The sequence below is a fragment of the Segatella salivae DSM 15606 genome (assembly GCF_000185845.1).
In the GTDB taxonomy this organism is placed as follows: domain Bacteria; phylum Bacteroidota; class Bacteroidia; order Bacteroidales; family Bacteroidaceae; genus Prevotella; species Prevotella salivae.
Genome location: NZ_GL629647.1, coordinates 128399 through 153298, shown reverse-complemented (window position 1 = coordinate 153298; position 24900 = coordinate 128399). Strand labels below are relative to the sequence as shown.

Genomic DNA, 24900 nt, shown 5'->3' with positions numbered 1-24900 from the left:
AGGGCATTTTATGATTAGATACAACGTATCAAGCACCAAAAAGCAAATTTTCATCGCAGATACAACGTATCAAGCACCAAAAAGCAAATTTTCATCGTAGATACAACGTATCAAGCACCAAAAAGCAAATTTTCATCGTAGATACAACGTATCTAACACCAAAAAGTAATTTTTCATCGCAGATACAACGTATCTAACACCAAAAAGTAATTTTTCATCGTAGATACAACGTATCAAGCACCAAAAAGCAATTTTTCATGCTTCCGCGTGGCGCAAAAACGCCAAAAAACAATTTTTCATACTTCCGCGTGGCGCAGAAACGCCAAAAAGCAAATTTTCATGCTTCCGCGTGGCGCGGAAACGATTTAAAAGAGATGATAAAAGAAAGCCCAGCAAATATTAATCTGCGAGGCTAATATCATTCACATTCTTATGCTATCAATACAGGCGTAATGGAGGTACTTTTAGTAACCTTCAGCTGCTCTATACAAGTTTATATAGGCTATTTAAAGCCCAATAAATCATTTTATATGAAATTAGCAACATAGCTACAGTAAATAATGAATTGTGTGGTAGACAAGGTAAAGGAAGAGTAAAAAAGAGGATGTATCAATTTTGACACACCCTCTTACTATTATGTTTTTTCTCTACTATCTCTTTCCGTTAGCAGTCCATATTTTCCCATCTTTAGTGTATAGAATATTCAATGATGAAGCATTGATTCTAATTATTTTTACACCTTCTTTCAAGTCGATATTTACTAAAGTGTGGTCACCTTCCTTCTTAAAGGTTACGCCTTTAAGGTCAGGGATTCCATCTGAAAATCTAAAATAGTAACTACCTGCTGCTTTAATGACAGTTATAGAACCGTTATCGGCACTTTTCTTTATTTTATCACCTGAATAAGAGATTCTTCCTTTGTATGTTCCTACAAAGATATCATTGTCTGCAGGGTCATCTGTCTTGCTACAAGAGATTGAGGTAAGAGCTACAATGAATAAACAAATCAAAGTAGCTAAACTGAAGATTTTTTTCATAAATAATTTTATTTTAAGGGTTACTAATCAGCTAAGTTATTTCTTAACTTTTTCTTTCAATGACGCTAATTTCTTTTCTAATAGCTTAACAAGGTCTTCTGGTTTACTGTCTGAATCTGATAAAAGATTGTCAACCTTTTCTTCTAAAGTGCCTTTTAACTCCATTGATTTATCACGCATTTTTCTTGTAAGACTATCAAACTGATCTTTTAAGTCATCAATTTTATCGCCTATAGAATTCTTTTTACATAAGGTTTTATCTTTGTCAAGTACAAAAAGTACACCTATACCTGCAACTGTTCCAGCTGCTACTCCTAATAAAATGCTTCCAATTTTTGACATAGTTTTTCGGTTTTAATTATGTTATAAAATACAAGGTTTATGTAGTAAAAGTATGCTTATTTTGGTAACCTTTGTCACATAAGCTAACTAAACTCTGATGCGAAGATACGAAAAAATATTGATAATAGCAAATCTTATACGAGGATTGCAGTTGAATAATACAAAAAATAACATTCAAACTGTTTAGCTTATGATAATGTTTTGTATATTAACAAAAAATTATTATCAGGTTATCAGAGCCTTTAAAAAGCAATTTTTCATCGTAGATACAACGTATCTAATACCAAAAAGTAATTTTTCATCGTAGATACAACGTATCTAACACCAAAAAGCAATTCTTCATCATAAATACAACGTATCTAATACCAAAAAGCATTTTTTCATCGTAGATACAACGTATCTAACACCAAAAAGCATTTTTTCATCACAGATACAACGTATCTAACGCCAAAAAGCAATTTTTCATCGCAGATACAACGTATCTAACACCAAAAAGCATTTTTTCATCGTAAATACAACGTATCTAACACCAAAAGGTAATTTTTCATGCTTCTGCGCGGCGCGGAAACACCAAAAAGCAAATTTTCATGCTTCCACGTGGCGCGGAAACACCAAAAAGCAAATTTACATGCTTCCGCGTGGCGCGGAAACAATTTAAAAGAGATGATAAAAAAAGCCCCGCAAATATTAGTCTGCGAGGCTTATATCATTCACATTCTTATACTATCAATACAGGGTAATGGAAGCCTATGTGAAGTATAAAAAGAATTTTTGATAATAAAACAATGAAATATCAGAGTAAATAACTACATTTGCAGTTGTGCACTTTTGTTTGACAACGTACAAGTTGCGGCTAAGGCGTTAACTCAAGCATCTAAGCAAGGGGTTAAGTCTGCTTCGGAGTTAGGTATTAAAGATGGAATGAAAACGACATCAACCAAAGCTTTAGAGTTAGGACAAGAATTCCTTGGGAAAGGCTACCGAGAAGTTGGTCCTGGTAGATATGTTTCAGCCGATGGAAAACGAGTGTTCCGCATGGGTGACAATGATATTTTAGGTAAACATGGAGGTGGACCTCATGTGAATTTTGAAACACTGAAGCCAAATCCCAACAAACCTGGAAAGATGATGGTTGATCAAAATTATCATGTTTTCATAACCGAATAATAGAATGAAAAAAGTCACATTAAATGTTCCGAATTATTCCCCTGATACCGGAGTGGTACTCAATTGGGAAGGTAATTTCACAATTAAGGTCTCCGATATAAATGGGAGCGTCTCAATTGAGGCTAATACCGAGGGATTAGTTTCTTTAGCAAATCACTTGCTAAATTTATCCCAATCATCGGTTCCTATAGGAACTCATCTTCATCTTGATGAGTACAACTCTCTTGAAGAAGGATCTTTAGATTTAATAATCGAAAAGATTTGATTCCAATAAGTCTGTTTATGGGTCTGACAATACGATCCATAAACAGATTTATTGTTAAATCAAAATCTGTTTACCTTTCCTATACTTATACTATATGTAGAATCTAACGCCTTGTTGTTGTGAACGTTAGTGTCAATATATATATACAGGCTTTCGTCGCGGAATATTTATCTGGTCGCAACGCCTCTCAGAACCGTATCGGTAGATTGATGCTTCGTGAGGACGGCAGTGGCGCTATCGAGTATTACTACGGTAAAATGGGTAAAGTTTTGAAGACGGTACGCACGCTGATTGTACCTAATCAGGCTGTGGCAACCTACGTAACACAGTGGAAGTATGACAGCCATAACCGCCTATTGGAAATGATTTACCCCGATGAGGAGAAGGTAACCTACGGCTACAACCTCGGCGGGCAGGTAGACCACGTCCGTGGTTACAAGCCCTATGGCTACGATTATGTGAACAAGATTGGTTACGACAAGTTCGAGCAGCGCACCTACCTGAAGTATTGCAACGGAGCGGAAACACCAAAAAAGCAATTTTTCATATTTCCGCGTGGCGCGGAAACGATTTAAAAGAGATGATAAAAGAAAGCCCCGCAAATATTAATCTGCGAGGCTTATATCATTCACATTCTTATGCCATCAAAACATAAAATGTGGTGCTGTTTCTAATTTACTCTTCTGTTTTTCGGTCATCAATATTATCTCCTTGCGTAGGAGCCATTGTAGCTTCAAAGTCTGTGATTCCGGCTTTAACCAACAGGTTATACCATTGGAGCAATTTCTTGATGTCACTGTCATGCACGCGATCTTCATCGAACTCAGGCAGGATTTCAGTAAAATATGCGCGAAGTTCTTTGCCGCTCATTTTCTTATAATTGACAGAAACCTCTTTGCCGGCCTCCTTTTTAGATACACTATCCAAAACTTTCCACAAAGGAATATCTTCTCCTGTGGTATAGATAGCGATGTCTCCAAGACTTGTCACACGATCAGAGGCAAAGGCTGGAACACGTTTGTGCGTATCGTCAAGTGCTTCTACAATGAGATTCATTTTCCCACGAGAAACCAATTTGTAAAGGCCAGGTTTGCCTGCAATTGAAAGGATTGTTTCCATTTTCTTAATTGATTTGATTATTATTTTGTTTTAATTATACCTTATATTGAAATACTTCAAGCATCTTCTCTATTTGCAAATTCAAATCTTCGCGTTCGTCATTGAGCAACACAAAATCAGACTGCCGTTCTATATCCGATTGCGGCATTTGGCAGTTTATCCATTGCAATGCCTGCATCTGACTGATGTTGTCGCGCGCCATTATGCGTTTTTCCCTGATTTGTATGGGTGCTGAAACACAAACAATATGGTCAAAATGCACACGATGATTAAAACCGCTCTCAAAGAGGATTGCGCTTTCCAACCAATCAAAGCCACTTGAGAGAAAGTCTTCTGCTACAAATGGATGGATGATATTGTTGACGGCTTGCTTGTTTTCATTGCTTTTTAATAGAAAAGAAGCTAAAACACTTTTTACCATCATGCCATTTTGATAGACATCATCTCCGATAAGATTTGTCAATTTGCATTTTAGGTCATCATTCTCACGCATAAGACGCTTGGCTGCCTTGTCGCAATCATAAATCTTAATGCCACGAGCAGTCAACAAATGACAAATGAAAGTTTTTCCCGAACCTATACCACCCGTAATAGCAATCTTTTGAGACATAACGTTCATGTATAAACCTTTTATTGCTGTTCAATCAGGTAATCCACCTGAGTCATTTGCAATCGGGGATGAATGATATCCTTTGGATATTGGCGAAGCCTTATGGAACACTTATCGGAAGGCTGACCTACGATATCATTATAATCGACCGCCACAATAAACTGGTCAGAATGAATTGATCTGAATCTGCTTCCGCCTACGGCAAATGAAACTCTTACCTTTGAGGGGAAAGTGCGCAACACCTTACCTGCCGGCATGTTGATAGCCACAATAGGAACCTCAACACTCTCTTCAGTCAAGATATCAGGGTATATTGTCATTCTCACCTTTTGCGGAACAATCTTCGCTCCCTTTATACCACGCAATGAAACCTCTCGCGTTATCGTGTCTTCAATCTGACACATGGACAAAAGTTCTGTCGAAATCTTACGAATGCTGTCGAGCGTGTGTCTGTCCGCGTAAACGGTTACCATAGACGGATAGAACTTTATCTGAGAGATATAATAACTTTTCCCTGCCTCTACAACCCCCGAAATACGAACAGGATACTGCCGAGACTGGCCATAATTGAAATAAAAAGTTTGTAAATCGGACTTAATAGCAGATATTTTTGAAGAACTGAAGAGTCGAAGATAAATCAGACGCTGCAAATCAGACAACGTAATCTTGCCTGTTCCTGTACTCCTATTAGCAAAAGTTTCGAAATCAATGAGAACGGGTTGCACCTTATTTCCATAGGTATAAGCAAGTAAAGTAAACCCTTTATCACGGACAGTAACATCAATAGTGTCACTCACATTTTGCGTAATAACGACATTTTTGGGCACATTGACTAATTTCACAGGGATATGAATGTCTTCATCATACGTCTCATTGAGAGCCATAAGAAGCCAGAATGTTCCACTCAATCCGAGGAAAAACAAAAAAATCAGAAACTCTCTATTCAGCGAACTAAACAAAAAGTTTCTGACATTCTTAGCTAATGTGAGAAGTTTATGCATTAGGCATTTGAGATGATGCGTCTTCAAAGACGTAACCCTTATTAACTGTTATAACTACGCCACGCGCAATTTCAACATCAACAGTGTTTGCTTGAATATCTACACGCTTTATTGTTCCATAGATACCACCACCCGTTACGACTTTAGAACCTTCTTGAAGAGAGTTCTGGAAATTACGAATCTTCTTCTGTTTCTTTTGTTGTGGACGAACCATGAACAACCAAAAAATGATAAGAATGGCACCCATCATTACAAAAACTCCCATTCCTCCACCTTGAGCTGCTTGCGCAGATAATAACATTATATTCATTTTAGTTAGATATTAATTAATTAGTTTTTCCCTTTATTTACATGCTCTCTTAATGTTTTCAGCATCATTCCATTGTCTACCAGAAAACGAGCAATCGAGTCTAACATTCCATTTATATAGCCAGCACTCTTCGATGTGCTATATAATTTAGCTAAATCCACATATTCATTTATAGTGACACTCACGGGGATATTAGGGAATGTGAGCATTTCTGCAATTGCGATTTGCATGATAACGATATCCATATAAGCTAAACGTCCAAAGTCCCAATTGCGACTTGCCTCACTCATATAGTGCTGATATTGGTCTGCATTGATGATTGTAGCCCTAAAAAGCTTACGTGCAAACTCTTTATCTTCGTCATCTTTATATTCAGGAAGAAGCTCCTGTTCACTACCATTAGCTTGTTCGAAACGCTTAATGGTCTTCAACACAAACGTATCAACAATTTCGCGGTCGTCATTCCAATAAAGACTTTTCTCTTCAAGCAATGCATCGAGATCTTCATTATTCTGGATAAGCTGTTTATAAATCTTGCGCCATACTTCGCGATCAGCTTCATAACTATCCTCTTCTGAAGACATGTAGTCTGTATAAATCGAACTACTTTCTATTAGGTTACACATCTTGCGCAAGAACTCAATATCACCAGCCCAAGATAACTTTTGTGCTTCAACAAAATCTTGGAGCATCTTGTTCTCTTCCAATTGAACTGCAAATTTGTTATAAGCAAATTTCTGAGATGGTGCGTCTGTTCCCTCGCGTTGTGCTCTTTGTGTTGCTATTTCAACCCGATGACGTTCTTCACGTGTTATGGCAACTATCAACAAAAGCAACGTATTATATAAGTCATACGCTTTTGAAAGACTGAAAAACAATTCCTTTTCAGCAGTATCAATATTTTTGTTACCGTTTTGATAGTATGCATAGGTTAACTGAACTACCTTGATCCTTATAAGTTCCCTATTAATCATTCTCTAATAATTTATGGATTCCTATATCGTTGATTATATTAGCCACAAAAGTAGATGATTTCAACTGAATATGCAAATCAAAGCTCTTATTTTCAATATTTTTTAGAAGAAATTTGCATAGAACCCAAAAATAGACTACCTTTGCAACGCTTTTCCGAGAGCAATCTCGTGTGATGGCGAATTAATTCATAACAATTTAATTTAGAGTAACACAAATTATGAAAGAGATTAATGTTGCAGGTCAGAAGCGAACAGACCTTGGTAAAAAAGCTTCTAAAGAACTTCGTAAACAAGGTTTTATTCCTTGTAACCTTTATGGAGAGAAGAAAAACGCTGATGGTAAGCCTGAAGCACATGCATTCACAATTGCATTCAGCGAGCTTCGTAAAATCATCTATACTCCCCACATCTACGTTATCAATTTGAATATTGAAGGTGAGCATCACACAGCAATTTTGAAAGAGATTCAATTTCACCCAGTAACAGATGCACCTCTTCACGTTGATTTCTATGAGGTAAACGACCAAAAACCAATCAATATTGGTATCCCTGTCAAGCTGACTGGTCTTGCACAAGGTGTTCGTGATGGTGGACGTATGAACCTTTCTATTCGTAAGATTAACGTAACTGCACCTTATCAGCAAATTCCTGAGCATCTTGACATCGATGTTACAGCATTGAAGATTGGTAAGAGTATTAAGGTTGGAGAACTTTCTTTCGAAGGTCTTGAGATTACAACCAGCAAAGATGTTGTTGTATGTTCTGTTAAGATGACAAGACAAGCACAACAAGCTGCAGCCGCAAGTGCTGAAGATTCATCTGCTGCTGAATAATTACAATGGATAAGTTTCTAATTTGTGGTTTAGGGAATCCTGGTGATGAATATCAAGAAACCCGCCACAATACAGGATTCATGGTATTGGACGCTTTTGCAAAAGCGTCCAATATTCATTTTGAAGACAAGCGATATGGATTCATTGCAGAAACCACTCTCAAAGGTCGTAAATTGATTTTATTGAAGCCAACAACATTTATGAATCTAAGCGGTAACGCTGTAAGGTATTGGCTTAACAAAGAAAACATTGACCAAAGTCGGCTTCTTGTCATTAGCGATGATATCGCTTTACCTCTTGGGGCATTCCGCCTTAAGGCAAATGGTAATAATGGAGGGCACAATGGATTGGGGCATATTCAACAACTAATTGGCACAAACTACGCCCGTTTACGAATGGGAATCGGAAATGATTACCCCAAAGGAGGCCAGGTTGATTGGGTTTTGGGGAAATACGATGACAATGACAAGACCATACTACAACCCAGCATCAATATTGCATGCGATATCATTAAAAGCTTTGCTTTAGCTGGAATAGATATCACAATGAACCAATTTAATAAACTCGGGAAGAAATAAATATGCAGGAAACCGCAAGAATAGATAAATGGCTTTGGGCCGCTCGCATATTCAAGACACGTTCTATTGCTGCAGATGCATGTAAGAATGGGCGTGTAACAAAGGGCGGAGTAAACGTCAAACCCAGCCACCTCATTAAGGTAGGCGAAGTAGTTAACGTTAAGAAGCCACCTATCACCTATTCTTATAAGGTGTTAAAATGTATCGAACAACGTGTTGGAGCGAAATTGATTCCCGAAGTTTATGAAAATGTTACTTCTCCAAAGCAATATGAATTGCTTGAAATGAGTCGTATCAGTGGTTTTGTTGATCGTGCACGAGGAACAGGAAGACCCACCAAAAAGGATCGTCGCGCTATTGATTCTTTTGTTGATCCGCTTATGTTTGGTTTCGATGATGAAGATGATTTTGACGATTAAACAAAACTTATCGTATCCAACAAAACAAACACGGGTGACAAAGCTCTGCACAATTCCTATTTCTGTTTGTGATATTTGACAATGTGCTAAAATATGAAAAAAAAACCATTTTTTGCTATCTACAGTTTGCAAATAAGGAAATAAGTATTATCTTTGCATTGTATTTATATATAATATAACTCATAGATAATGGAAGCTTTCTTTCGTACACACGCTTATCTTGTTGAACATACAAACGCACCTGTACGTCGCACCCTAATGGATGAGATTAATTGGGACGATCGTATGATTGGCATTAAAGGCACGCGTGGTGTTGGAAAGACTACTTTCTTATTGCAATACGCGAAAGAAAAGTTTGGTGCACACGACAAGAGATGTCTCTATGTCAATATGAATAACTTTTATTTTCAGGGTAAAGGTATTGCAGATTTTGCTGGAGACTTTGTCAACAATGGTGGAAAAGTTCTTTTGATTGACCAAGTGTTCAAACAACCTAATTGGAGTACAGAACTTCGTAAATGCTATGACTCTTATCCAAATCTAAAGATTGTCTTCACGGGTAGTAGCGTTATGAGACTCAAAGAAGAGAATCCTGAACTCCATAGTATAGTTGAAAGCTATAATCTTCGTGGATTTTCATTTCGAGAATATCTTAATTTAATGACAGGAAATAACTTCCATGCTTACACCTTAGATGAGATTTTACATAATCACGAGCACATTATTAAAGATATCCTCCCATTAATTAGTCCGATGAAATACTTCTCTGATTACATTCATCACGGCTTTTATCCTTTCTTCTTAGAACACGCAAACTTCTCCGAAAACTTATTGAAGACAATGAACATGATGACAGAAGTCGACATTCTGCTCATCAAACAAATAGACTTAAAGTATCTGACCAAGATTAAAAAGCTCTTTTATTTATTGGCAGTTGAAGGCCCAAAAGCACCAAACATCAGTAATTTGGCGCATGAAATACAAACAAGTCGTGCAACAGTAATGAACTATATCAAGTATCTTGCAGATGCTCGACTCATTAATATCATTTATCCCGTCGGACATGAATTTCCTAAAAAGCCGAGTAAAGTAATGATGCACAACTCCAATTTGATGTATGCCATCTACCCGATTCAAGTAAACGAGCAAGAGGTTATGGAGACATTCTTCGTCAATTCTTTGTGGAAAGATCATCAAGTCAATCAAGCTTCAAAGGATCATTACTTTACTATTGATGGAAATCGTAAGTTTAAGATTACGGATGCATTAAGCGAACACAAGCAACGATGTAACCCTGACACCATCTATGCACGCTATAATACGGAAGTAGGAAAAGATAATCTCATCCCTCTTTGGCTGTTAGGTTTCCTGTATTAAAGGGAATAGCAACAAAGTTGAAACACAAACAAGACATTAAGTCTTTCAAAACGAGAAAAGAAATATAACATATATACAAAAACATTCATTAATATTTATCAGACATAAAATGGCTAAAGAAAAAAAAGTTTATCACTTGTGATGGTAACACAGCTGCCGCTCATGTAAGCTATATGTTTACAGAGGTTGCAGCAATCTACCCTATCACTCCGTCATCTCCAATGGCAGAGCATGTAGATGAATGGGCTGCTAAAGGTCGTAAGAACCTGTTTGGTCAGACTGTTTCTATCCAAGAAATGGAATCTGAGGCTGGTGCTGCAGGTGCTGTTCATGGTTCTTTGCAGGCAGGTGCCCTCACATCAACTTACACTGCATCACAGGGTTTGTTACTGATGATTCCAAACATGTACAAGATTGCAGGTGAATTGCTCCCTTGTGTGTTTAATGTTTCAGCACGTACACTGGCTTCTCATGCGCTTTGTATCTTTGGTGATCACCAAGATGTAATGGCATGTCGCCAGACAGGTTTTGCGATGTTCTGCTCTGGTTCAGTACAAGAGGTAATGGACCTTTCAGCAGTTCCACACCTGGCTACACTTGAATCATCAGTTCCTTTCATCAACTTCTTCGATGGTTTCCGTACATCTCACGAGTACCATAAGATTGAAGAGATGGATATGGAAGACATTCGTCCTCTTGTAAATCAAGAGTTCGTTAAGAACTTCCGCGATCGTGCCCTCACACCTGAGCGCCCAGTAACACGCGGTACAGCTGAAAACCCAGAGACATTCTTTACACATCGTGAAGCATGCAACCAATACTATGATCGCATTCCAGAGATTGTTGAGAAGTATTTGGGTGAGATTTCTAAGATTACCGGACGTGAGTATCACCTCTTTAATTACTATGGTGCTAAGGACGCGGAGAACATTATTATCCTCATGGGCTCTGCAACTGAACCCGCTCGTGAAGCTATAGACTTCCTCGTTAAGCAAGGAAAGAAGGTTGGTATGGTTGCAGTTCACCTCTATCGCCCATTCTCTGTTGAGGCTATCCGCAAGGCTATTCCTGATACAGTTAAGCGTATTGCAGTACTTGATCGTACTAAAGAACCAGGTGCTGAAGGCGAACCACTATATCTTGACGTAAAGAGTGCTCTTTATGAAGACCCACGCAAGCCATTGATTGTTGGTGGTCGTTATGGTCTTGGTTCTTCAGACACAACACCTTCTAAGATTATTTCTGTTTTCAACAACCTTGAGTTGCCAATGCCAAAGAATCACTTCACAGTGGGAATCGTTGATGATGTAACTTTCACATCACTTCCTGAAGTTGAAGAAGTACCTATGGGTGGCGATGGTTTGTATGAAGCTAAGTTCTATGGTTTAGGTGCAGATGGCACGGTTGGTGCTAATAAGAACTCTGTTCAGATTATCGGTAACAACACAAACAAGTATTGTCAGGCTTACTTTAGCTATGACTCAAAGAAGTCTGGTGGTTTCACTTGCTCACACCTCCGCTTTGGTGACGAGCCAATCCACTCTGCTTACCAGGTTAATACGCCTAACTTCGTGGCATGCCATGTACAGGCTTACCTCCACATGTATGATGTAACACGTGGTCTTCGCGATAATGGTACCTTCCTTTTGAATACCATCTTCGAAGGTGATGAGCTTGTAAACTTCATCCCAAATAAGGTTAAGAAGCACTTCGCTAAGCATAACATCAAGGTTTATTATATCAATGCTACGAAGATTGCTCAAGAGATTGGACTCGGTAACCGCACAAACACCATCCTCCAGTCTGCTTTCTTCCGCATCACAAAGGTTATCCCAACCGAACTTGCTGTAGAGCAGATGAAGGCTTTCATCGTGAAGTCTTACGGCCTCAAAGGACAAGATATTGTTGATAAGAACTATGCAGCTGTTGACCGCGGTGGCGAATATAAAGAACTCACTGTTGACCCTGCATGGGCTAATCTCCCTGCCGATGAAGACAAAGATGGTGATGTTCCAGCATTCATCAAAGAGATTGTTCGTCCTATCAACGCACAATCTGGTGACTTGCTCAAAGTTTCTGACTTTGTTAAACATGGCACTATCGATGGTACTTGGCATAATGGTACCGCAGCTTATGAGAAGCGTGGTGTAGCAGCCTTTGTTCCTGTATGGAAAGCCGAAAACTGTATACAATGTAACAAGTGTGCATATTGCTGTCCTCACGCAACTATTCGTCCGTTCGTTCTTGACGAAAAGGAAAAGGCGGGCTTTGAGGATACAACGTTAGATATCCTTGCACCAAAGCAACTTAAAGGCATGCAATTCCGCATTCAGGTTGATGTTCTTGACTGTCTTGGTTGTGGAAACTGTGCAGATGTCTGCCCAGGAAAGAAGGGTGAGAAAGCTCTTGTCATGACTCCATTCAATGTTGATGCTCCTGAAACAGTTAAAGAGACAAAGAACTGGGAATACATGATGAAGCAAGTAGCTTCTAAACAGGATCTCGTTGACCTCAAGTCAAACCCAAAGAACAGCCAGTTTGCAAAACCTTTGTTTGAGTTCTCTGGTGCATGTTCAGGCTGTGGTGAGACTCCTTACGTTAGATTGATTTCTCAACTCTTCGGAGATCGTGAAATGATTGCTAACGCTACAGGTTGCTCTTCTATCTACTCTGCTTCTATTCCATCAACACCTTACACCACAAATGATAAGGGTCAGGGCCCAGCTTTTGACAATTCATTGTTCGAAGACTTCTGTGAGTTCGGTCTTGGAATGGCAATGGGTAACAAGAAGATGAGGGAACGTATCTCTGTTCTATTGAAACAACAAATTGCCGACGATAAGGTTCCAGCACAATTCAAGGAAGCTGCTCAGAACTGGCTTGACAATAAAGACGATGCAGACGCTTCTAAGACGGCAACAGCTGCCTTGAAACCGCTCATCGAAGAAGGTGCAAAAGCAGGTTGTGACGTATGCAAGGAGTTGCAAACACTCGACCATTATCTCGTAAAGCGTAGCCAGTGGATTATCGGTGGTGATGGTGCTTCTTATGATATTGGCTATGGTGGTCTCGACCATGTACTCTCTACTGGTGAAGATGTAAATATCCTCGTACTTGATACTGAGGTATATTCTAACACTGGTGGTCAGAGTTCAAAAGCTACTCCACTTGGTGCCATTGCACAATTTGCTGCTCAAGGTAAGCGCATCCGCAAGAAAGACCTCGGTCTTATGCAAACCACTTACGGCTATGTATATGTAGCTCAGATTGCAATGGGTGCTGATAATGCACAGACATTAAAGGCTATCCGTGAAGCTGAAGCTTATCCAGGACCATCTCTTATCATTGCTTATGCTCCATGTATCAACCATGGTATCAAGGGAACTAAGAACATGAAACGCAGTATGGGACGTAGCCAGAACGAGGAAAAACTTGCTGTTGACTGCGGTTACTGGCACTTGTGGCGCTACGATCCACGTTTGGCAGACGAAGGAAAGAACCCATTCCAGTTGGATTCTAAGGCTCCTAACTTCGCTGACTTCCGTGAGTTCCTCATGGGTGAAGTACGCTACTCTTCTGTAGCTAAGGCTTATCCTGCTGAGGCAGAAGAGCTCTTCACAGAGGCAGAGAAGATGGCTAAGCTCCGTTATCAGACCTACCAACGTAAGAGTAAGGAAGATTGGAGTGAGACAATTGATTAAAATTGAATCCTAAATAAAAAGAAGACGCACAATATTGTGCGTCTTTTTTTTGTTTCCTACATTTTATATTCATCTCAAAAACATGACAAAATGAGGGATAAACTTATGATATATCATAAAAGCTTCTCTTAATTCTGCTTACATCAAATACCTCATTTCGCAGCGTAAACCCTATGCTTTTACCATGCAGAATGACGCACTTCACGAACTAATTCGCTACGAAACGTAACTCGTTTCGACTCAAATCATACAGTTTCCTACCCTAAATCATAAAATAGTTCCCCTACCTTAATCTTCGCTTTCACATATTCTTATAAATTCACGCGCTATTCTTTTATCACCCAGATATACTTTTTCCAATTCTATTTTGGCAAAAACAATAGCACAAATATATATTTTTGAAGTTTCCCTTCGTATTCAAACATTTGTATTACCTTTAACAAACTATTTAAACTTCAGACGAAATACGAACATATAATGTGGGATGTTAAAGTACAAAGCAACAATATGATGCCAACTTTTGCCCATGAAGAGAAGTCTATGGAGATAAAGTCGCAGTATTAATCCGTTCGATGTGTGGGATAGACCGCATTAAAGCACATAAGAAGTTCACAGCGTATCCATTCAGAAAGCCTGACATCAAATCAAAAAGAATATCTAAACAGTATCATAAACTACGTGTGTGTGAATGGTGATATGAAACGACAGAAACTCATGCAAAGCCCATATAAGAACTTTCGTTGGCAAGTTTTTGGAGACAAATTAGCTGGTGTTGGCAACTAAATATAGTTTCTTCATGATGTTACAGAAACAAAATCTTTTGAAGAAAACAGAGAGTTCTTAGAGGAATCTTTCGTTGCTGAAGTACAGAAAAAGTCCCACTCTCTCCATGATATAAAAGGGAAAGAGTGGGACTTTAAGTTTATTTTTATCGTATTCTGTCAGCAGCCCTTACTAATTTTTCATCTGCAAGAATGGCATGACGCGCCATAAGATGAAGAATCAAGGCTATAACAGGCAAACAAGTAGCGAAATGCGGCGTGATGCTTACAGCTGAAGTAGCATAGAAAAAGGCATAATAAGCGCCCCAAAGTATGATAAGCACAGCATTGATTACACATAACTTTGCCTGGAACAAACGTTGATGATACTTGAAGATTGATAACAAAGTGAGTGGGCATGTCAAAAGAAGCAGTACGAACAAAGGACTGGTTTTGAAAGAATAACCCGTATTGTCATGAATCCAAAGATTAGTAACAATACTATCAACCTCCATTCCCGATGCCTTTAATGATGCTATCGGAAGACAGAGACACACAATCGTTACAATCAGTGCAGCAAGTAAATACAGAGTTTGTTTACGCTGTATCATTAGTCGTCGATATTAGATTCTCTTGAAGGATCACGCCAATAAACATTACCTTCAACAAATTCTTCTGTTGCAAGCAATGTTGGTTTCGGCAACTTCTCATAGTAACGTGAGATCTCTATCTGCTCGCGATTCTCGAAAACTTCCTCAAGTGAATCGTTATATGAAGCAAATTCTGCAAGCTTCTTATTCAAATCCTGCTTAATTTCAACAGAAATCTGATTAGAACGCTTTGCAATAATTGCAACACTTTCATAGATGTTTCCAGTCTCTTGACAAAGCTCCATGATATCACGGGTAACGGTGTTTACCGGCGCTTTTGATTTCTTGTAATCCATTATACGTTTAATTATATTTATTTATTATTGTTTTCTGTAGACTGATTGTCAGAAGAATTCTCCCCAGTGAACTTTTTACAGCGCTTGATATATTTCTCAGCTAAAGCCTTATCTTTTGAATCGGGATACTGATTCATAAAGCCATAGCATTCATCTTCTGCATCTTGATAACGTTCCAAACGCTTTGATTCAACACTTTGTTCGGCAAGTTCAAACTTGCTTTTCATCAAAAGTAGAGAAAACTCTTCTCTCAAAGAAGTGTAAGGATAATCTTTTAATGCATTCTGACAAGTGACAATACGGGCTTCATAGTTATTTCCACCATCAGAACAATTGCCAAAATAAGGGCCGAGATTATAATAAAGGCGAGCTGAGTACAACTCTTTCAAAACAAGTTTATCTTGTAATTCAAACAAATATTTTTGTGCTTCGGGCCTTAATTTAGCATCAGGATAAAGATCAAGGAACGTTTGAAAAGCATTAATTGCAGAAATCGTCATAGACTGATCCAATCGAGGTTCAGGTGTGCTTTTATATAAAGCAAGCCCCTCATAATAATGAGCCATCTCTGCAAGATAGCCTTTTGGATAAGATTGATAGTAACGTTTGAAAGCCTGAGATGCGCCCTCATAGTCCATGCTTCCATATTCAGCCATGGCCAACATATAAAGACTTTCCTGAGCGTTGTCTGTTCCTTTCTCAATATTAATGAGGTCTGTCAGCAACGTAATTGCCTGAGTATATTTCCCTTCTGCATAACATTCTTTGGCGAATTCGTATTTATACTGATAGTTATCAGTCTTATATACTTTATTGAATTCTTGCGCACAACTTGTGAAAAGCAATGTAACGCATATAGGAATCAAAATCTTTTTCTTCATATCAAACATTTGATTTGCAAAGATACTGACTTTTCTATGATTTACAAAGTAAATGATACACTTTTTCGTAAAATATTAATCTTTATAACGGTTGAATAAAAACGAAAAATTAAATATTATGATTCAAAAGGCAAATTATGTTCTTTGAGAATCCTAAAAAACATCATTAATGCGTCAAGGATATAGTTATATACAGAGAGAAAGCTGGTTATAATCAAGACTTCCACAAGTAACTATGGTTGAAATCACATAAGAAATAAGAGGTTTTATTCTAAATGAATGTTGCAGATTCACATTAGATTTTGTAAATTTGCAGCGAAAAGAAAGGATAATATAAATAAATGGATTTCAAACTTACATCGAAATATAAACCTACAGGGGATCAACCTGAAGCCATCAAAGAACTAACTGAAGGTATCAAAGATGGGATTCCGGCTCAAGTGCTGTTAGGAGTTACAGGGTCGGGAAAGACTTTCACGGTAGCGAATGTCATTGCAAATGTGAATAAGCCAACGCTAATTTTGAGCCATAATAAGACATTAGCCGCTCAGCTCTACGAAGAAATGAAAGGCTTTTTCCCTAATAATGCAGTGGAATATTATGTTTCTTATTATGATTATTATCAGCCAGAAGCTTACCTACCAACCTCAGATACCTACATAGAAAAGGACCTTGCAATAAACGATGAGATTGATAAACTGAGACTTGGAGCAGTATCTGCCCTACTCTCTGGACGCAAAGACGTTATCGTTGTATCGTCAGTTTCATGTATTTATGGTATGGGAGGACCGGTTGCTATGCAAGAAAGCATCATCAAAATTAAACGTGGACAAACCATTGATAGAAACGTTTTCTTGCGTAAACTCGTTGATGCACTTTATGTAAGAAATGATATTGACCTGCAAAGGGGAACCTTCAGAGTAAAAGGAGACACGATAGATATATCGATGGCATATAGTGATAACATCCTAAGAGTGACGTGGTGGGATGATGAAATTGATAGTATTGAAGAGGTTGATAATATCACTTTTCATACTATCGAGCGTTTTGAGACTTACGAAATCTACCCTGCAAACCTTTTTGTAACATCCAAAGAGCAGACTGAACACGCTATACGCATGATACAAGATGACTTAGTTGACCGCGTGAATTACTTTAATGAGATTGGTGATTCTATTAAAGCTCAACGAATTAAAGAACGCGTTGAGTATGATATGGAAATGATAAAAGAGCTCGGACATTGTAGCGGAATAGAGAACTATTCACGTTATTTTGACGGAAGAAATCCAGGAGAACGTCCTTATTGTCTACTTGATTTCTTCCCCAAAGATTATCTAATGGTGATAGATGAAAGCCACGTGAGTGTACCACAGATTAATGCAATGTATGGTGGAGACCGTGCAAGAAAACAAAATCTTGTGGAATATGGCTTCCGATTACCTGCAGCTTTTGACAACCGACCTTTGAAATTTGAAGAATTTCATAACCTCATGCACCAAGTGATATATATCAGTGCAACTCCAGCCAACTATGAGATAGAAGAAGCAGAAGGTGTAGTGGTTGAACAAATCATTCGTCCTACGGGACTATTAGACCCTGAAATAGAGGTCAGACCCTCTGAAAATCAAATAGACGATCTCATGGATGAGATTCTAACGCGCATCAATCGGCATGAAAGAGTGTTGGTTACGACTTTGACAAAGCGTATGGCAGAGGAACTTACAGAGTATCTCCTAAATCATGAAATAAAAGCAAATTATATTCACAGTGACGTGGCGACACTTGACCGAGTGAAAATAATGAATGATTTAAGAGCAGGAATTTATGATGTGCTTGTTGGCGTAAACCTCCTTCGTGAGGGGCTTGACTTGCCAGAAGTATCCTTGGTTGCTATTCTCGATGCAGACAAAGAAGGTTTCTTGCGCAGTCACAGAAGCCTGACACAAACGGCAGGACGTGCTGCAAGAAATGTCAATGGAAAAGTTATTATGTATGCAGACACCATAACAGAAAGTATGCAAAAAACAATTGAAGAGACTGCAAGAAGGCGCAGTATTCAGTTGAAATATAACGAAGAACACTATATAATTCCAAAGCAAATAGAGAAAAAAATTGGTTCTACATTGGCATTTTCTTCACAAACAAACAATAATGGGAAAGAAGACATCCGCCAAAACAGCAAATACAAGGATATTTATTTGGAACCGGAAGCTGGTGCTTTTGCAGCAGATCCAATTGTTAAACGCATGTCAAAAGCCGAATTAGAGAAGAGCATTGCTAACACAACAGCTCTAATGAAGCAAGCTGCGAAGGACTTAGACTTTATACAAGCGGCCCAATATCGTGATGAAATTATACGTTTACAAAACCAATTGAAAGAGAAGAAATATTAAATGAAGGATAAAATGCTATGAGAACTCCTTTTTATTAATTATCGTTAAGTTTGAAAAATCAAACATGTTGAAACAAGAACTCTCAGTATTTTTTATTAATTTTGTCATAATATATTTGATAAACTTATGAAACATCTACTCTTTTCAATACTTTTTTTATTGCCATGGTCTGTCAATGCACAAACTGTTGGCACTGTTCCTGCAACACAAGTCGAAATCTTAAAGGCCGAAGCTGCGAAGAAAGCTAAAGAAGCAAAGGAAGCTGCGGAGAAAGCAAAACAGGCTGCAGAAGAAGCCTTGAAAGCCGCAGAAGCTGCAGAACAAGCAACACAAACATCGCAACCACAAAAAGATAGTTGGACAATACCACAACAAACAAAACCAGAACAGAAGCCTTCAACAACAAAAAACAACAATCCGTATGAAGGTTATTTGGCAGGTGCTGTACCCGAAAAAGATGGGAAAGTGGTATTTGAACTCAAGGAACCGATTAGTGATATTAATGCAAACGAGTTATACAAACGCGTTTATGCCATCTTAGATCGATTGGCACATGATGATCATCAAGCAGGAAATAGTAGGATTGTTTTAGTGAACGAAGCAGAACATACCATTGCTGCACGTTATGAAGAATGGTTGGTTTTCTCACAAAATATTCTTTCTTTGGATCGAACAAAGTTTAATTATACGATAGTAGCAAAATGTAATAATGGTATTTTGGATTTAACATTGAGTCGAATAAACTATAGTTATGAGGAAAATCGCCCGTCTGGATTTAAAGCTAACGCCGAAGAATTAATCTCAGATAAGGCTTCTCTCAACAAGAATGGTACTAAATTACAACGTATGAACGCTAAATTCAGGATAAAAACAATTGATCGAGTACATGAGATTTTTAATCAAATCAAACAAGAATTAAATATAAAATAAAATATGATGGATATCAATCAAGAAGACAAAAAAAATACAAACGAGACAGAGTATGCAGTAAGGCCTCATCACAAACAAAAAAGATTGATTGATAACGACAATCATATGCTAAAATACCGCAATATACTTAATATTGTGTTTATGTTACTTACAATTATAGGAGTCGTTATTTTTACACAAACAGAATATAGAACTACTGCAACAATCATCTTGATTATTGCTGTTGTTTTGAAATTCATTGAAGTTGCTTTACGAATGTTTAAATAATGAAAGCAAAGATACTCACCCTTCTCTTCTTCATATTTCCTTCTATTAGCTTTGCACAATTTGATGACAACTATAATCAGATTGATGCAGAAGGCAACATGACCTCACGCAATAAAACAAATAGGAAAGACTCATTAAAGAACGAAAAAGAAATTCCAGAAGGAATCAAAGTATGGACGATAGACAGTCGTTTTGGTGACCGAAAGCCAGCTCTTCCAGACACACTTTCACACATGTTTATGAACACTGTCTTTACAACAGGCTTACGAGGAGAGTATAATACAACCGGAAACTTAGGTGCACCGAGAATCAATCGTGTTTTTACAGACCGGAAAAATGAAGGGCAATTCATATTTACACAGCCATTTGACTTCTTCATTACACCTATTGGACAATTTCATTTCACTAATACATTATCGCCATTTACCAATATTACCTACAATACTGCAGGTAATCGACTGAATGGTGAAGATCATTTAACAACAAAATTTGGTGTTAATGCCGGAAAGAAATTAGGCGTAGGATTCAAATTTGACTATCTTTATGGAAGAGGATATTATCAAGATCAAAGCACGGCTCATTTCAATTATACGATGTATGGCTCTTACATAGGAGACCATTATCAAGCTCATTTACTTCTTTCTACAAACCATCAGAAAGTTACAGAGAATGGAGGTATTGCAAATGATAACTATATCATCCATCCTGAAAGTTATAGTGACAAGTATACTACAAGTGAAATTCCAACTGTTTTATCTCAAAACTGGAATAGAAACGACAACCAGCATATATTCTTTACACACAGATATAACTTGGGATTTAGTCGAAAAGTACCTATGACTGCCGACGAAATAAAAGCTAAGAAGTTTGCAATGGCATCAAAAAAAGATAATGAATCTTCTAAACAGGAAAAAGAAACTTCTCGAAATAACAAAAAAGATGAGCCTATAGAAGGTAGACCTGACAATGCAAAAATTATGGGAACAGAACCAGATGGTCAGAAAAAAACAAATGATCGATTGGCTTTGGACAAACATACTGCTGATAGTTTACTATCGATAGAGAGCAAAAAACAAGCAGATTCAATGTGGATGAAAAAAGAATTTATTCCTGTTACAAGTTTCATTCATACCATACAATTTGACAATTATAGGCGTATCTATCAAGCATATAATACTCCTTCAAACTATTATGCAAACAATTATAATGTTCAAGAGTATCTCTCTGGCGACTCTATATATGATAAAACGCGTTATTATAGTCTCAAAAACACGTTTGCTTTATCATTATTAGAGGGATTTAATAAATGGGCAAAAGCAGGCCTTAAGGCTTTTATCACATCAGATCTCAGACATTTTACACTCCCTAACACTACAGGAATTGATTCTTATAATGAGCATAATTTAAGTATAGGAGCACAATTAAGCAAAACACAAGGAAAGCTATTACATTATGATGCAATAGCAGAAACCTGGCTAACTGGTAGTGATGCAGGACAAATGAAACTCGATGTGAATGCGGATCTCAACTTTAAGTTATTCGGAGACACGTTGACTCTGTCTGCCAATGGTTTTCTATACCGTCTTAATCCGACTTTTTATTATCGCCACTTCCATAGTCGTCATGCATGGTGGGATAATAATAACCTAAGTAAAATCATTCATTCGAGGATACAAGGAATACTTAATTATCAGAAAACGAGAACCACTTTACGTGTCGAAATAGATGAGATTAAAAACTATACTTACTTCGCTTCATCGTATAATACAGTTAATGATAATCGCGTAAATCATGCTATTATTGTTAAACAAAACAATGGATTAATTCATCTTTTAACGGCGTCGATATCACAAGACTTCACATTTGGTCCCATAACTTGGGAAAATATGATAACTTATCAAAATTCAAGTAATAAGACAGTCTTACCTGTTCCTGCACTCAATATTTATAGTAATCTGTATCTTCGATTTAAGATTGCTCATGTATTACGATGTGATTTTGGTGCTGATGTGAGGTATTTCACAAAATATTATGCACCTGATTATGTCCCAATCTTAGGACAATATGCAATACAAACAAACACAGATACAAACGGAAGTGATAATCGTATAGAGATTGGAAATTATCCCGTTGCGAATGTTTATGCTAATTTCCACCTTAAACATACTCGCTTTTTTATTATGCTAAGCCACTTCAATGCTGGCACAGGAAGGAAGAACTATTTCTTTACTCCTCATTATCCACTTAATCAAAGCATTCTAAGATTCGGCTTAAGTTGGAACTTCTTTAATTAAAATGGACGAAAACAATATTAAAACAAACTCATTAAAGGCTTGGTTCTTAGCCTCAAGACCTAAAACTTTGATTGGAGCTATAGTGCCAGTTGCTATTGGAGTAAGCTTAGCCTTTAATCAAACAGGAATAGAGTTGTTTTCTTTTACTCCTGCAATACTATGCCTTTTATTTGCTTCAATCATGCAAATAGATGCTAACTTTATTAATGATTATTTTGATTATAAGAGGGGTAATGATAAATCTGAAGTTAGATTAGGGCCGAAAAGGGCATGTACAGAAGGATGGATTACATCTTCTGCAATGAAAAAAGCCATTATTATCACAACAATTCTTGCATGCACCATAGGTTCACCTCTTATTATATATGGTGGATATGAAATGGTTTTAGTTGGAATTCTATGTGTAGCTTTCTGCTTCTTATACACAACTAAGTTATCTTATTTAGGCTTAGGTGACCTATTAGTACTCATATTCTTTGGCATTGTTCCTACGTGCTTGTCTTATTATGTCACTATGCCCCGAAGTGAAAGGAACATACCTCTTGAGGTATTCATCGCTTCGTTAGCATGTGGATTTATTATAAACACCCTCCTTATTGTTAATAATTATCGAGACCGAGACAACGATCAGAAAGCAGGAAAAACAACACTTATAGTATACATTGGAGAAAAATGGGGACAAAGACTCTATCTTATATCAGGTCTTGTTGGAGAGTTCCTAATGCTATTTGTTTCTAAGAGCTATTCTGAAAATATGCTTTCCCCCACTCTTTTGATGGTTTATTTATTACTACATTTTATTACGTATGAAAAAATGCAAAAGATAAAACGCGGTAAAGAACTTAACCGTATATTGGGATTAACAGCTCGCAATATTATGATTTTTGGCATTCTATCAATTGTTTCAATTTTAATATAATGGTGCAACAAGTTTCATTAGAGATAATGGAGTTTATAGAACATAATATTCTCCCCAGATATACAGCATTTGGAAAAAGTCATGGTCTACAACATGTTAATCGAGTGATAAAAAATTCGATAGAATTAGCCAATTATACAGGTGCAGATATCAACATGGTTTATGTTATAGCAGCCTATCATGACTTAGGAATGTCTGGACCGCGCGCAATTCATCATCTTACAGGTGGCAAGATTTTAAGTAACGATAGCAGATTAAAAAAATGGTTCAATGCCGATCAATTGAAAATTATGAAAGAGGCTGTTGAAGACCATCGCGCAAGTTCCAGTCATACACCGCGAACAATATATGGTAAGATTGTCGCTGAAGCAGACAGAGACTTAGAACTCGATGTTGTGTTTAGTCGAGCTATTCAATATGGATTAGAAAATTATCCAGAATTAAACAAAGAGCAACAATGGAAACGATTTGAAGCACACATGAATGAAAAATATTCACGTAATGGTTATATCCATTTATGGATTCCAGGAAGTCCTAATGCAAAGAAGCTCAAGAATATACAAGAAACTATTGATAATAAAACAATCTTACGTGCTAAATTCGAAGCTTTGTATGCAAAAGAAAAGAATGAATAAATTTGGTCTTTCAAAAAAAATGATATACCTTTGCACAGCAAACATCGAAAAGCATAAGTAGAATTGCCGATATGGCTCAGTTGGTAGAGCAACGCATTCGTAATGCGTAGGTCCCGGGTTCGAGTCCCGGTATCGGCTCTTATGCGGAATTAGCACATCGGTAGTGCGCGAGCTTCCCAAGCTTGAAAGGCGGGTTCGACTCCCGTATTCCGCTCACAGACTTCTCTTTCATCCAAAGACACATATTATTAACTATTATTGCCTGATAAAATGTGTACTTTTGCCCATCTTATTGAAGTTTTTCCACGAGACAAAGGTAACAAAAAGGACTGAAATCCTCTCTCGGATTTCGGCCCTTAACTTTTATATCTGGAGAAGGTTTACCAGACAGCAATAATCTCTTTATAAATAAACGATTCGCGCACGTGTCAAACCACTCAGAAAATGACTTTCGCCCGGCGCGGAAATGCCAAACCATTCGGGAAATGACTTTCGCCCGGCGCGGAAATGCCAAACCATTCGGGAAACGACTTTCGCCATGCGCGGAAATGCCAAACCATTCGGGAAACGACTTTCGCCAGGCGCGGAAATGCTAAACTGCTCGGAAAAAGACTTTCTCCCAGCGCGGCAATGTAGATATGCTTGGTGTACTCGCCACCTTGCCCTGCAACTAAGTATGGGTTGACATAGATGGCTTCGTTTTCGCCTGATGTCTTCACCGTGCGCTCGCCATCGGCATCGTACCAATAGTTGCTCACAAATACGTTTTCAAAACTTTCTGTATCTTCAATTATCATACTTACATAATATAATAGTCGTAATAGCTTATTATGCGTTTCTTTCGTAATAAGAGACGTAATCTTGGATATAAATTGTGTTTTTTTACATACTTTAATAATCTTTTTTCTTCCATTATATTACCGTTGTTATGATTAATTATTACAAGCATTACTATTATCTCTTGTTGTCGTTTTTCACAACACCATTTTACAAATTGGCGATATGCAGGCAATTTTGATACTCTACAATTATTCCAAATCCCAAGTAGACCTAATACATTTTTGTTTAATAATAAATCATTTGCTATTGAATATAAAACTGTTGTATCTGTACAATTATATAATAGGTTTATTTTATAATC

General features: G+C 37.6%; 26 protein-coding genes and 2 tRNA genes. 16 read left to right on the top strand and 12 right to left on the bottom strand.

The window, feature by feature from the left end; all coding sequences use genetic code 11:
- Nucleotides 1-650 precede the first annotated feature (650 nt).
- Complete coding sequence (locus HMPREF9420_RS00700; protein ID WP_007133447.1) at nucleotides 651-1037, bottom strand: hypothetical protein; 387 nt, start codon at nucleotides 1035-1037, stop codon at nucleotides 651-653.
- Nucleotides 1038-1073: 36 nt separating this feature from the next.
- Nucleotides 1074-1379: a YtxH domain-containing protein gene (locus tag HMPREF9420_RS00695; protein WP_007133446.1), complete on the bottom strand. Its 306-nt coding sequence runs from the start codon at nucleotides 1377-1379 to the stop codon at nucleotides 1074-1076.
- 828 nt (nucleotides 1380-2207) lie between these two features.
- On the opposite strand from HMPREF9420_RS00695, the gene HMPREF9420_RS00685 reads away from it, so the two are divergent.
- The 3 genes from HMPREF9420_RS00685 (at nucleotide 2208) to HMPREF9420_RS12980 (ending at nucleotide 3386) form a co-directional block, all read left to right on the top strand.
- Complete coding sequence (locus HMPREF9420_RS00685) at nucleotides 2208-2546, top strand: hypothetical protein (protein ID WP_007133444.1); 339 nt, start codon at nucleotides 2208-2210, stop codon at nucleotides 2544-2546.
- A gap of 4 nt (nucleotides 2547-2550) precedes the next feature.
- Nucleotides 2551-2811 carry an Imm32 family immunity protein gene (locus HMPREF9420_RS00680; protein WP_007133443.1) on the top strand — a complete coding sequence of 87 codons (261 nt, stop codon included), beginning with the start codon at nucleotides 2551-2553 and terminating at the stop codon, nucleotides 2809-2811.
- 209 nt (nucleotides 2812-3020) lie between these two features.
- Nucleotides 3021-3386: a hypothetical protein gene (locus tag HMPREF9420_RS12980; RefSeq protein WP_248628058.1), complete on the top strand. Its 366-nt coding sequence runs from the start codon at nucleotides 3021-3023 to the stop codon at nucleotides 3384-3386.
- A 100-nt stretch (nucleotides 3387-3486) separates the two neighbouring features.
- Here the strand turns inward: HMPREF9420_RS12980 and HMPREF9420_RS00670 are convergent, their stop codons facing one another.
- The 5 genes from HMPREF9420_RS00670 to nusB are packed head-to-tail and all read right to left on the bottom strand — an operon-like array spanning nucleotide 3487 to nucleotide 6825.
- Nucleotides 3487-3930: a DUF5606 family protein gene (locus HMPREF9420_RS00670; RefSeq protein ID WP_007133441.1), complete on the bottom strand. Its 444-nt coding sequence runs from the start codon at nucleotides 3928-3930 to the stop codon at nucleotides 3487-3489.
- A gap of 34 nt (nucleotides 3931-3964) precedes the next feature.
- Nucleotides 3965-4549, bottom strand: coding sequence for a dephospho-CoA kinase (gene coaE, locus HMPREF9420_RS00665; protein WP_007133440.1), 585 nt, complete (start codon nucleotides 4547-4549; stop codon nucleotides 3965-3967).
- 11 nt (nucleotides 4550-4560) lie between these two features.
- Nucleotides 4561-5541, bottom strand: coding sequence for a CdaR family protein (locus HMPREF9420_RS00660; RefSeq protein ID WP_007133439.1), 981 nt, complete (start codon nucleotides 5539-5541; stop codon nucleotides 4561-4563).
- The gene (gene yajC, locus HMPREF9420_RS00655; protein ID WP_007133438.1) at nucleotides 5534-5851 is read right to left on the bottom strand and encodes a preprotein translocase subunit YajC; all 318 of its coding nucleotides are present in this window, start codon (nucleotides 5849-5851) and stop codon (nucleotides 5534-5536) included. The genes HMPREF9420_RS00660 and yajC overlap by 8 nt, the downstream gene beginning before the upstream one ends.
- A 20-nt stretch (nucleotides 5852-5871) precedes the next feature.
- Nucleotides 5872-6825 carry a transcription antitermination factor NusB gene (nusB, locus tag HMPREF9420_RS00650; protein ID WP_007133437.1) on the bottom strand — a complete coding sequence of 318 codons (954 nt, stop codon included), beginning with the start codon at nucleotides 6823-6825 and terminating at the stop codon, nucleotides 5872-5874.
- Between the two features lie 218 nt (nucleotides 6826-7043).
- Here nusB and HMPREF9420_RS00645 point away from each other — a divergent pair, with 218 nt between their 5' ends.
- The 5 genes from HMPREF9420_RS00645 (at nucleotide 7044) to nifJ (ending at nucleotide 13733) form a co-directional block, all read left to right on the top strand.
- Nucleotides 7044-7658: a 50S ribosomal protein L25/general stress protein Ctc gene (locus HMPREF9420_RS00645; RefSeq protein WP_007133435.1), complete on the top strand. Its 615-nt coding sequence runs from the start codon at nucleotides 7044-7046 to the stop codon at nucleotides 7656-7658.
- A gap of 5 nt (nucleotides 7659-7663) precedes the next feature.
- A complete protein-coding gene (gene pth / locus HMPREF9420_RS00640; RefSeq protein ID WP_007133434.1) occupies nucleotides 7664-8236 on the top strand; it encodes an aminoacyl-tRNA hydrolase in 573 nt (190 codons plus the stop codon).
- A gap of 2 nt (nucleotides 8237-8238) precedes the next feature.
- Entirely contained in the window at nucleotides 8239-8655 is a 417-nt protein-coding gene (locus HMPREF9420_RS00635) for an RNA-binding S4 domain-containing protein (protein WP_007133433.1), read from the top strand.
- A 189-nt stretch (nucleotides 8656-8844) separates the two neighbouring features.
- Nucleotides 8845-10032: an ATP-binding protein gene (locus HMPREF9420_RS00630; protein WP_007133432.1), complete on the top strand. Its 1188-nt coding sequence runs from the start codon at nucleotides 8845-8847 to the stop codon at nucleotides 10030-10032.
- Between the two features lie 131 nt (nucleotides 10033-10163).
- The gene (gene nifJ, locus HMPREF9420_RS00625) at nucleotides 10164-13733 is read left to right on the top strand and encodes a pyruvate:ferredoxin (flavodoxin) oxidoreductase (RefSeq protein ID WP_187116453.1); all 3570 of its coding nucleotides are present in this window, start codon (nucleotides 10164-10166) and stop codon (nucleotides 13731-13733) included.
- 928 nt (nucleotides 13734-14661) lie between these two features.
- Here the strand turns inward: nifJ and HMPREF9420_RS00620 are convergent.
- From HMPREF9420_RS00620 to HMPREF9420_RS00610, 3 genes are read right to left on the bottom strand one after another with little or no spacing between them, the layout of a single operon-like run.
- The gene (locus HMPREF9420_RS00620; RefSeq protein WP_007133429.1) at nucleotides 14662-15105 is read right to left on the bottom strand and encodes a DUF4293 domain-containing protein; all 444 of its coding nucleotides are present in this window, start codon (nucleotides 15103-15105) and stop codon (nucleotides 14662-14664) included.
- The gene (locus HMPREF9420_RS00615) at nucleotides 15105-15440 is read right to left on the bottom strand and encodes a DNA-directed RNA polymerase subunit omega (RefSeq protein WP_007133428.1); all 336 of its coding nucleotides are present in this window, start codon (nucleotides 15438-15440) and stop codon (nucleotides 15105-15107) included. The genes HMPREF9420_RS00620 and HMPREF9420_RS00615 overlap by 1 nt, the downstream gene beginning before the upstream one ends.
- Nucleotides 15441-15457: 17 nt before the next feature.
- Entirely contained in the window at nucleotides 15458-16330 is an 873-nt protein-coding gene (locus HMPREF9420_RS00610) for an outer membrane protein assembly factor BamD (protein ID WP_007133427.1), read from the bottom strand.
- 332 nt (nucleotides 16331-16662) lie between these two features.
- Between HMPREF9420_RS00610 and uvrB the strand changes: the two genes are divergently transcribed.
- The 8 genes from uvrB (at nucleotide 16663) to HMPREF9420_RS00570 (ending at nucleotide 23973) form a co-directional block, all read left to right on the top strand.
- Complete coding sequence (gene uvrB / locus HMPREF9420_RS00605) at nucleotides 16663-18714, top strand: excinuclease ABC subunit UvrB (RefSeq protein ID WP_007133426.1); 2052 nt, start codon at nucleotides 16663-16665, stop codon at nucleotides 18712-18714.
- Between the two features lie 126 nt (nucleotides 18715-18840).
- Nucleotides 18841-19644: a DUF4468 domain-containing protein gene (locus HMPREF9420_RS00600; protein ID WP_007133424.1), complete on the top strand. Its 804-nt coding sequence runs from the start codon at nucleotides 18841-18843 to the stop codon at nucleotides 19642-19644.
- 12 nt (nucleotides 19645-19656) lie between these two features.
- Nucleotides 19657-19911 carry a hypothetical protein gene (locus HMPREF9420_RS00595; RefSeq protein ID WP_044078999.1) on the top strand — a complete coding sequence of 85 codons (255 nt, stop codon included), beginning with the start codon at nucleotides 19657-19659 and terminating at the stop codon, nucleotides 19909-19911.
- Nucleotides 19911-22205: a putative porin gene (locus HMPREF9420_RS00590; RefSeq protein WP_007133422.1), complete on the top strand. Its 2295-nt coding sequence runs from the start codon at nucleotides 19911-19913 to the stop codon at nucleotides 22203-22205. The genes HMPREF9420_RS00595 and HMPREF9420_RS00590 overlap by 1 nt, the downstream gene beginning before the upstream one ends.
- A 1-nt stretch (nucleotide 22206) precedes the next feature.
- On the top strand, nucleotides 22207-23124 hold the full coding sequence (menA, locus tag HMPREF9420_RS00585) for a 1,4-dihydroxy-2-naphthoate octaprenyltransferase (RefSeq protein WP_007133421.1): 918 nt from the start codon (nucleotides 22207-22209) through the stop codon (nucleotides 23122-23124).
- A gap of 2 nt (nucleotides 23125-23126) precedes the next feature.
- Nucleotides 23127-23759, top strand: coding sequence for an HD domain-containing protein (locus HMPREF9420_RS00580; RefSeq protein ID WP_044078998.1), 633 nt, complete (start codon nucleotides 23127-23129; stop codon nucleotides 23757-23759).
- Between the two features lie 65 nt (nucleotides 23760-23824).
- A tRNA-Thr gene (locus HMPREF9420_RS00575) sits at nucleotides 23825-23897 on the top strand.
- A gap of 5 nt (nucleotides 23898-23902) precedes the next feature.
- Nucleotides 23903-23973, top strand: a tRNA-Gly gene (locus HMPREF9420_RS00570).
- Between the two features lie 223 nt (nucleotides 23974-24196).
- Here the strand turns inward: HMPREF9420_RS00570 and HMPREF9420_RS00565 are convergent.
- The gene (locus HMPREF9420_RS00565) at nucleotides 24197-24556 is read right to left on the bottom strand and encodes a hypothetical protein (RefSeq protein ID WP_007133419.1); all 360 of its coding nucleotides are present in this window, start codon (nucleotides 24554-24556) and stop codon (nucleotides 24197-24199) included.
- 2 nt (nucleotides 24557-24558) lie between these two features.
- Nucleotides 24559-24900: hypothetical protein (locus HMPREF9420_RS14360; RefSeq protein ID WP_007133418.1), on the bottom strand; the 342-nt coding region annotated here is incomplete at its 5' end.

Excerpts from the sequence above, each read along its gene's own strand:
- HMPREF9420_RS00645 (WP_007133435.1), top strand. The coding sequence starts at position 7,044 with ATGAAAGAGATTAATGTTGCAGGTCAGAAGCGAACAGACCTTGGTAAA.
- HMPREF9420_RS00670 (WP_007133441.1), bottom strand. The coding sequence starts at position 3,930 with ATGGAAACAATCCTTTCAATTGCAGGCAAACCTGGCCTTTACAAATTG.
- HMPREF9420_RS00695 (WP_007133446.1), bottom strand. The coding sequence starts at position 1,379 with ATGTCAAAAATTGGAAGCATTTTATTAGGAGTAGCAGCTGGAACAGTT.
- pth (WP_007133434.1), top strand. The coding sequence starts at position 7,664 with ATGGATAAGTTTCTAATTTGTGGTTTAGGGAATCCTGGTGATGAATAT.
- HMPREF9420_RS00615 (WP_007133428.1), bottom strand. The coding sequence starts at position 15,440 with ATGGATTACAAGAAATCAAAAGCGCCGGTAAACACCGTTACCCGTGAT.
- HMPREF9420_RS00600 (WP_007133424.1), top strand. The coding sequence starts at position 18,841 with ATGAAACATCTACTCTTTTCAATACTTTTTTTATTGCCATGGTCTGTC.
- nusB (WP_007133437.1), bottom strand. The coding sequence starts at position 6,825 with ATGATTAATAGGGAACTTATAAGGATCAAGGTAGTTCAGTTAACCTAT.
- coaE (WP_007133440.1), bottom strand. The coding sequence starts at position 4,549 with ATGAACGTTATGTCTCAAAAGATTGCTATTACGGGTGGTATAGGTTCG.
- menA (WP_007133421.1), top strand. The coding sequence starts at position 22,207 with ATGGACGAAAACAATATTAAAACAAACTCATTAAAGGCTTGGTTCTTA.
- uvrB (WP_007133426.1), top strand. The coding sequence starts at position 16,663 with ATGGATTTCAAACTTACATCGAAATATAAACCTACAGGGGATCAACCT.
- HMPREF9420_RS00590 (WP_007133422.1), top strand. The coding sequence starts at position 19,911 with ATGAAAGCAAAGATACTCACCCTTCTCTTCTTCATATTTCCTTCTATT.
- HMPREF9420_RS00630 (WP_007133432.1), top strand. The coding sequence starts at position 8,845 with ATGGAAGCTTTCTTTCGTACACACGCTTATCTTGTTGAACATACAAAC.
- HMPREF9420_RS00680 (WP_007133443.1), top strand. The coding sequence starts at position 2,551 with ATGAAAAAAGTCACATTAAATGTTCCGAATTATTCCCCTGATACCGGA.
- HMPREF9420_RS00635 (WP_007133433.1), top strand. The coding sequence starts at position 8,239 with ATGCAGGAAACCGCAAGAATAGATAAATGGCTTTGGGCCGCTCGCATA.
- HMPREF9420_RS00610 (WP_007133427.1), bottom strand. The coding sequence starts at position 16,330 with ATGTTTGATATGAAGAAAAAGATTTTGATTCCTATATGCGTTACATTG.
- yajC (WP_007133438.1), bottom strand. The coding sequence starts at position 5,851 with ATGAATATAATGTTATTATCTGCGCAAGCAGCTCAAGGTGGAGGAATG.
- HMPREF9420_RS00620 (WP_007133429.1), bottom strand. The coding sequence starts at position 15,105 with ATGATACAGCGTAAACAAACTCTGTATTTACTTGCTGCACTGATTGTA.
- HMPREF9420_RS00660 (WP_007133439.1), bottom strand. The coding sequence starts at position 5,541 with ATGCATAAACTTCTCACATTAGCTAAGAATGTCAGAAACTTTTTGTTT.
- HMPREF9420_RS00700 (WP_007133447.1), bottom strand. The coding sequence starts at position 1,037 with ATGAAAAAAATCTTCAGTTTAGCTACTTTGATTTGTTTATTCATTGTA.
- HMPREF9420_RS12980 (WP_248628058.1), top strand. The coding sequence starts at position 3,021 with ATGCTTCGTGAGGACGGCAGTGGCGCTATCGAGTATTACTACGGTAAA.
- HMPREF9420_RS00565 (WP_007133419.1), bottom strand. The coding sequence starts at position 24,556 with ATGATAATTGAAGATACAGAAAGTTTTGAAAACGTATTTGTGAGCAAC.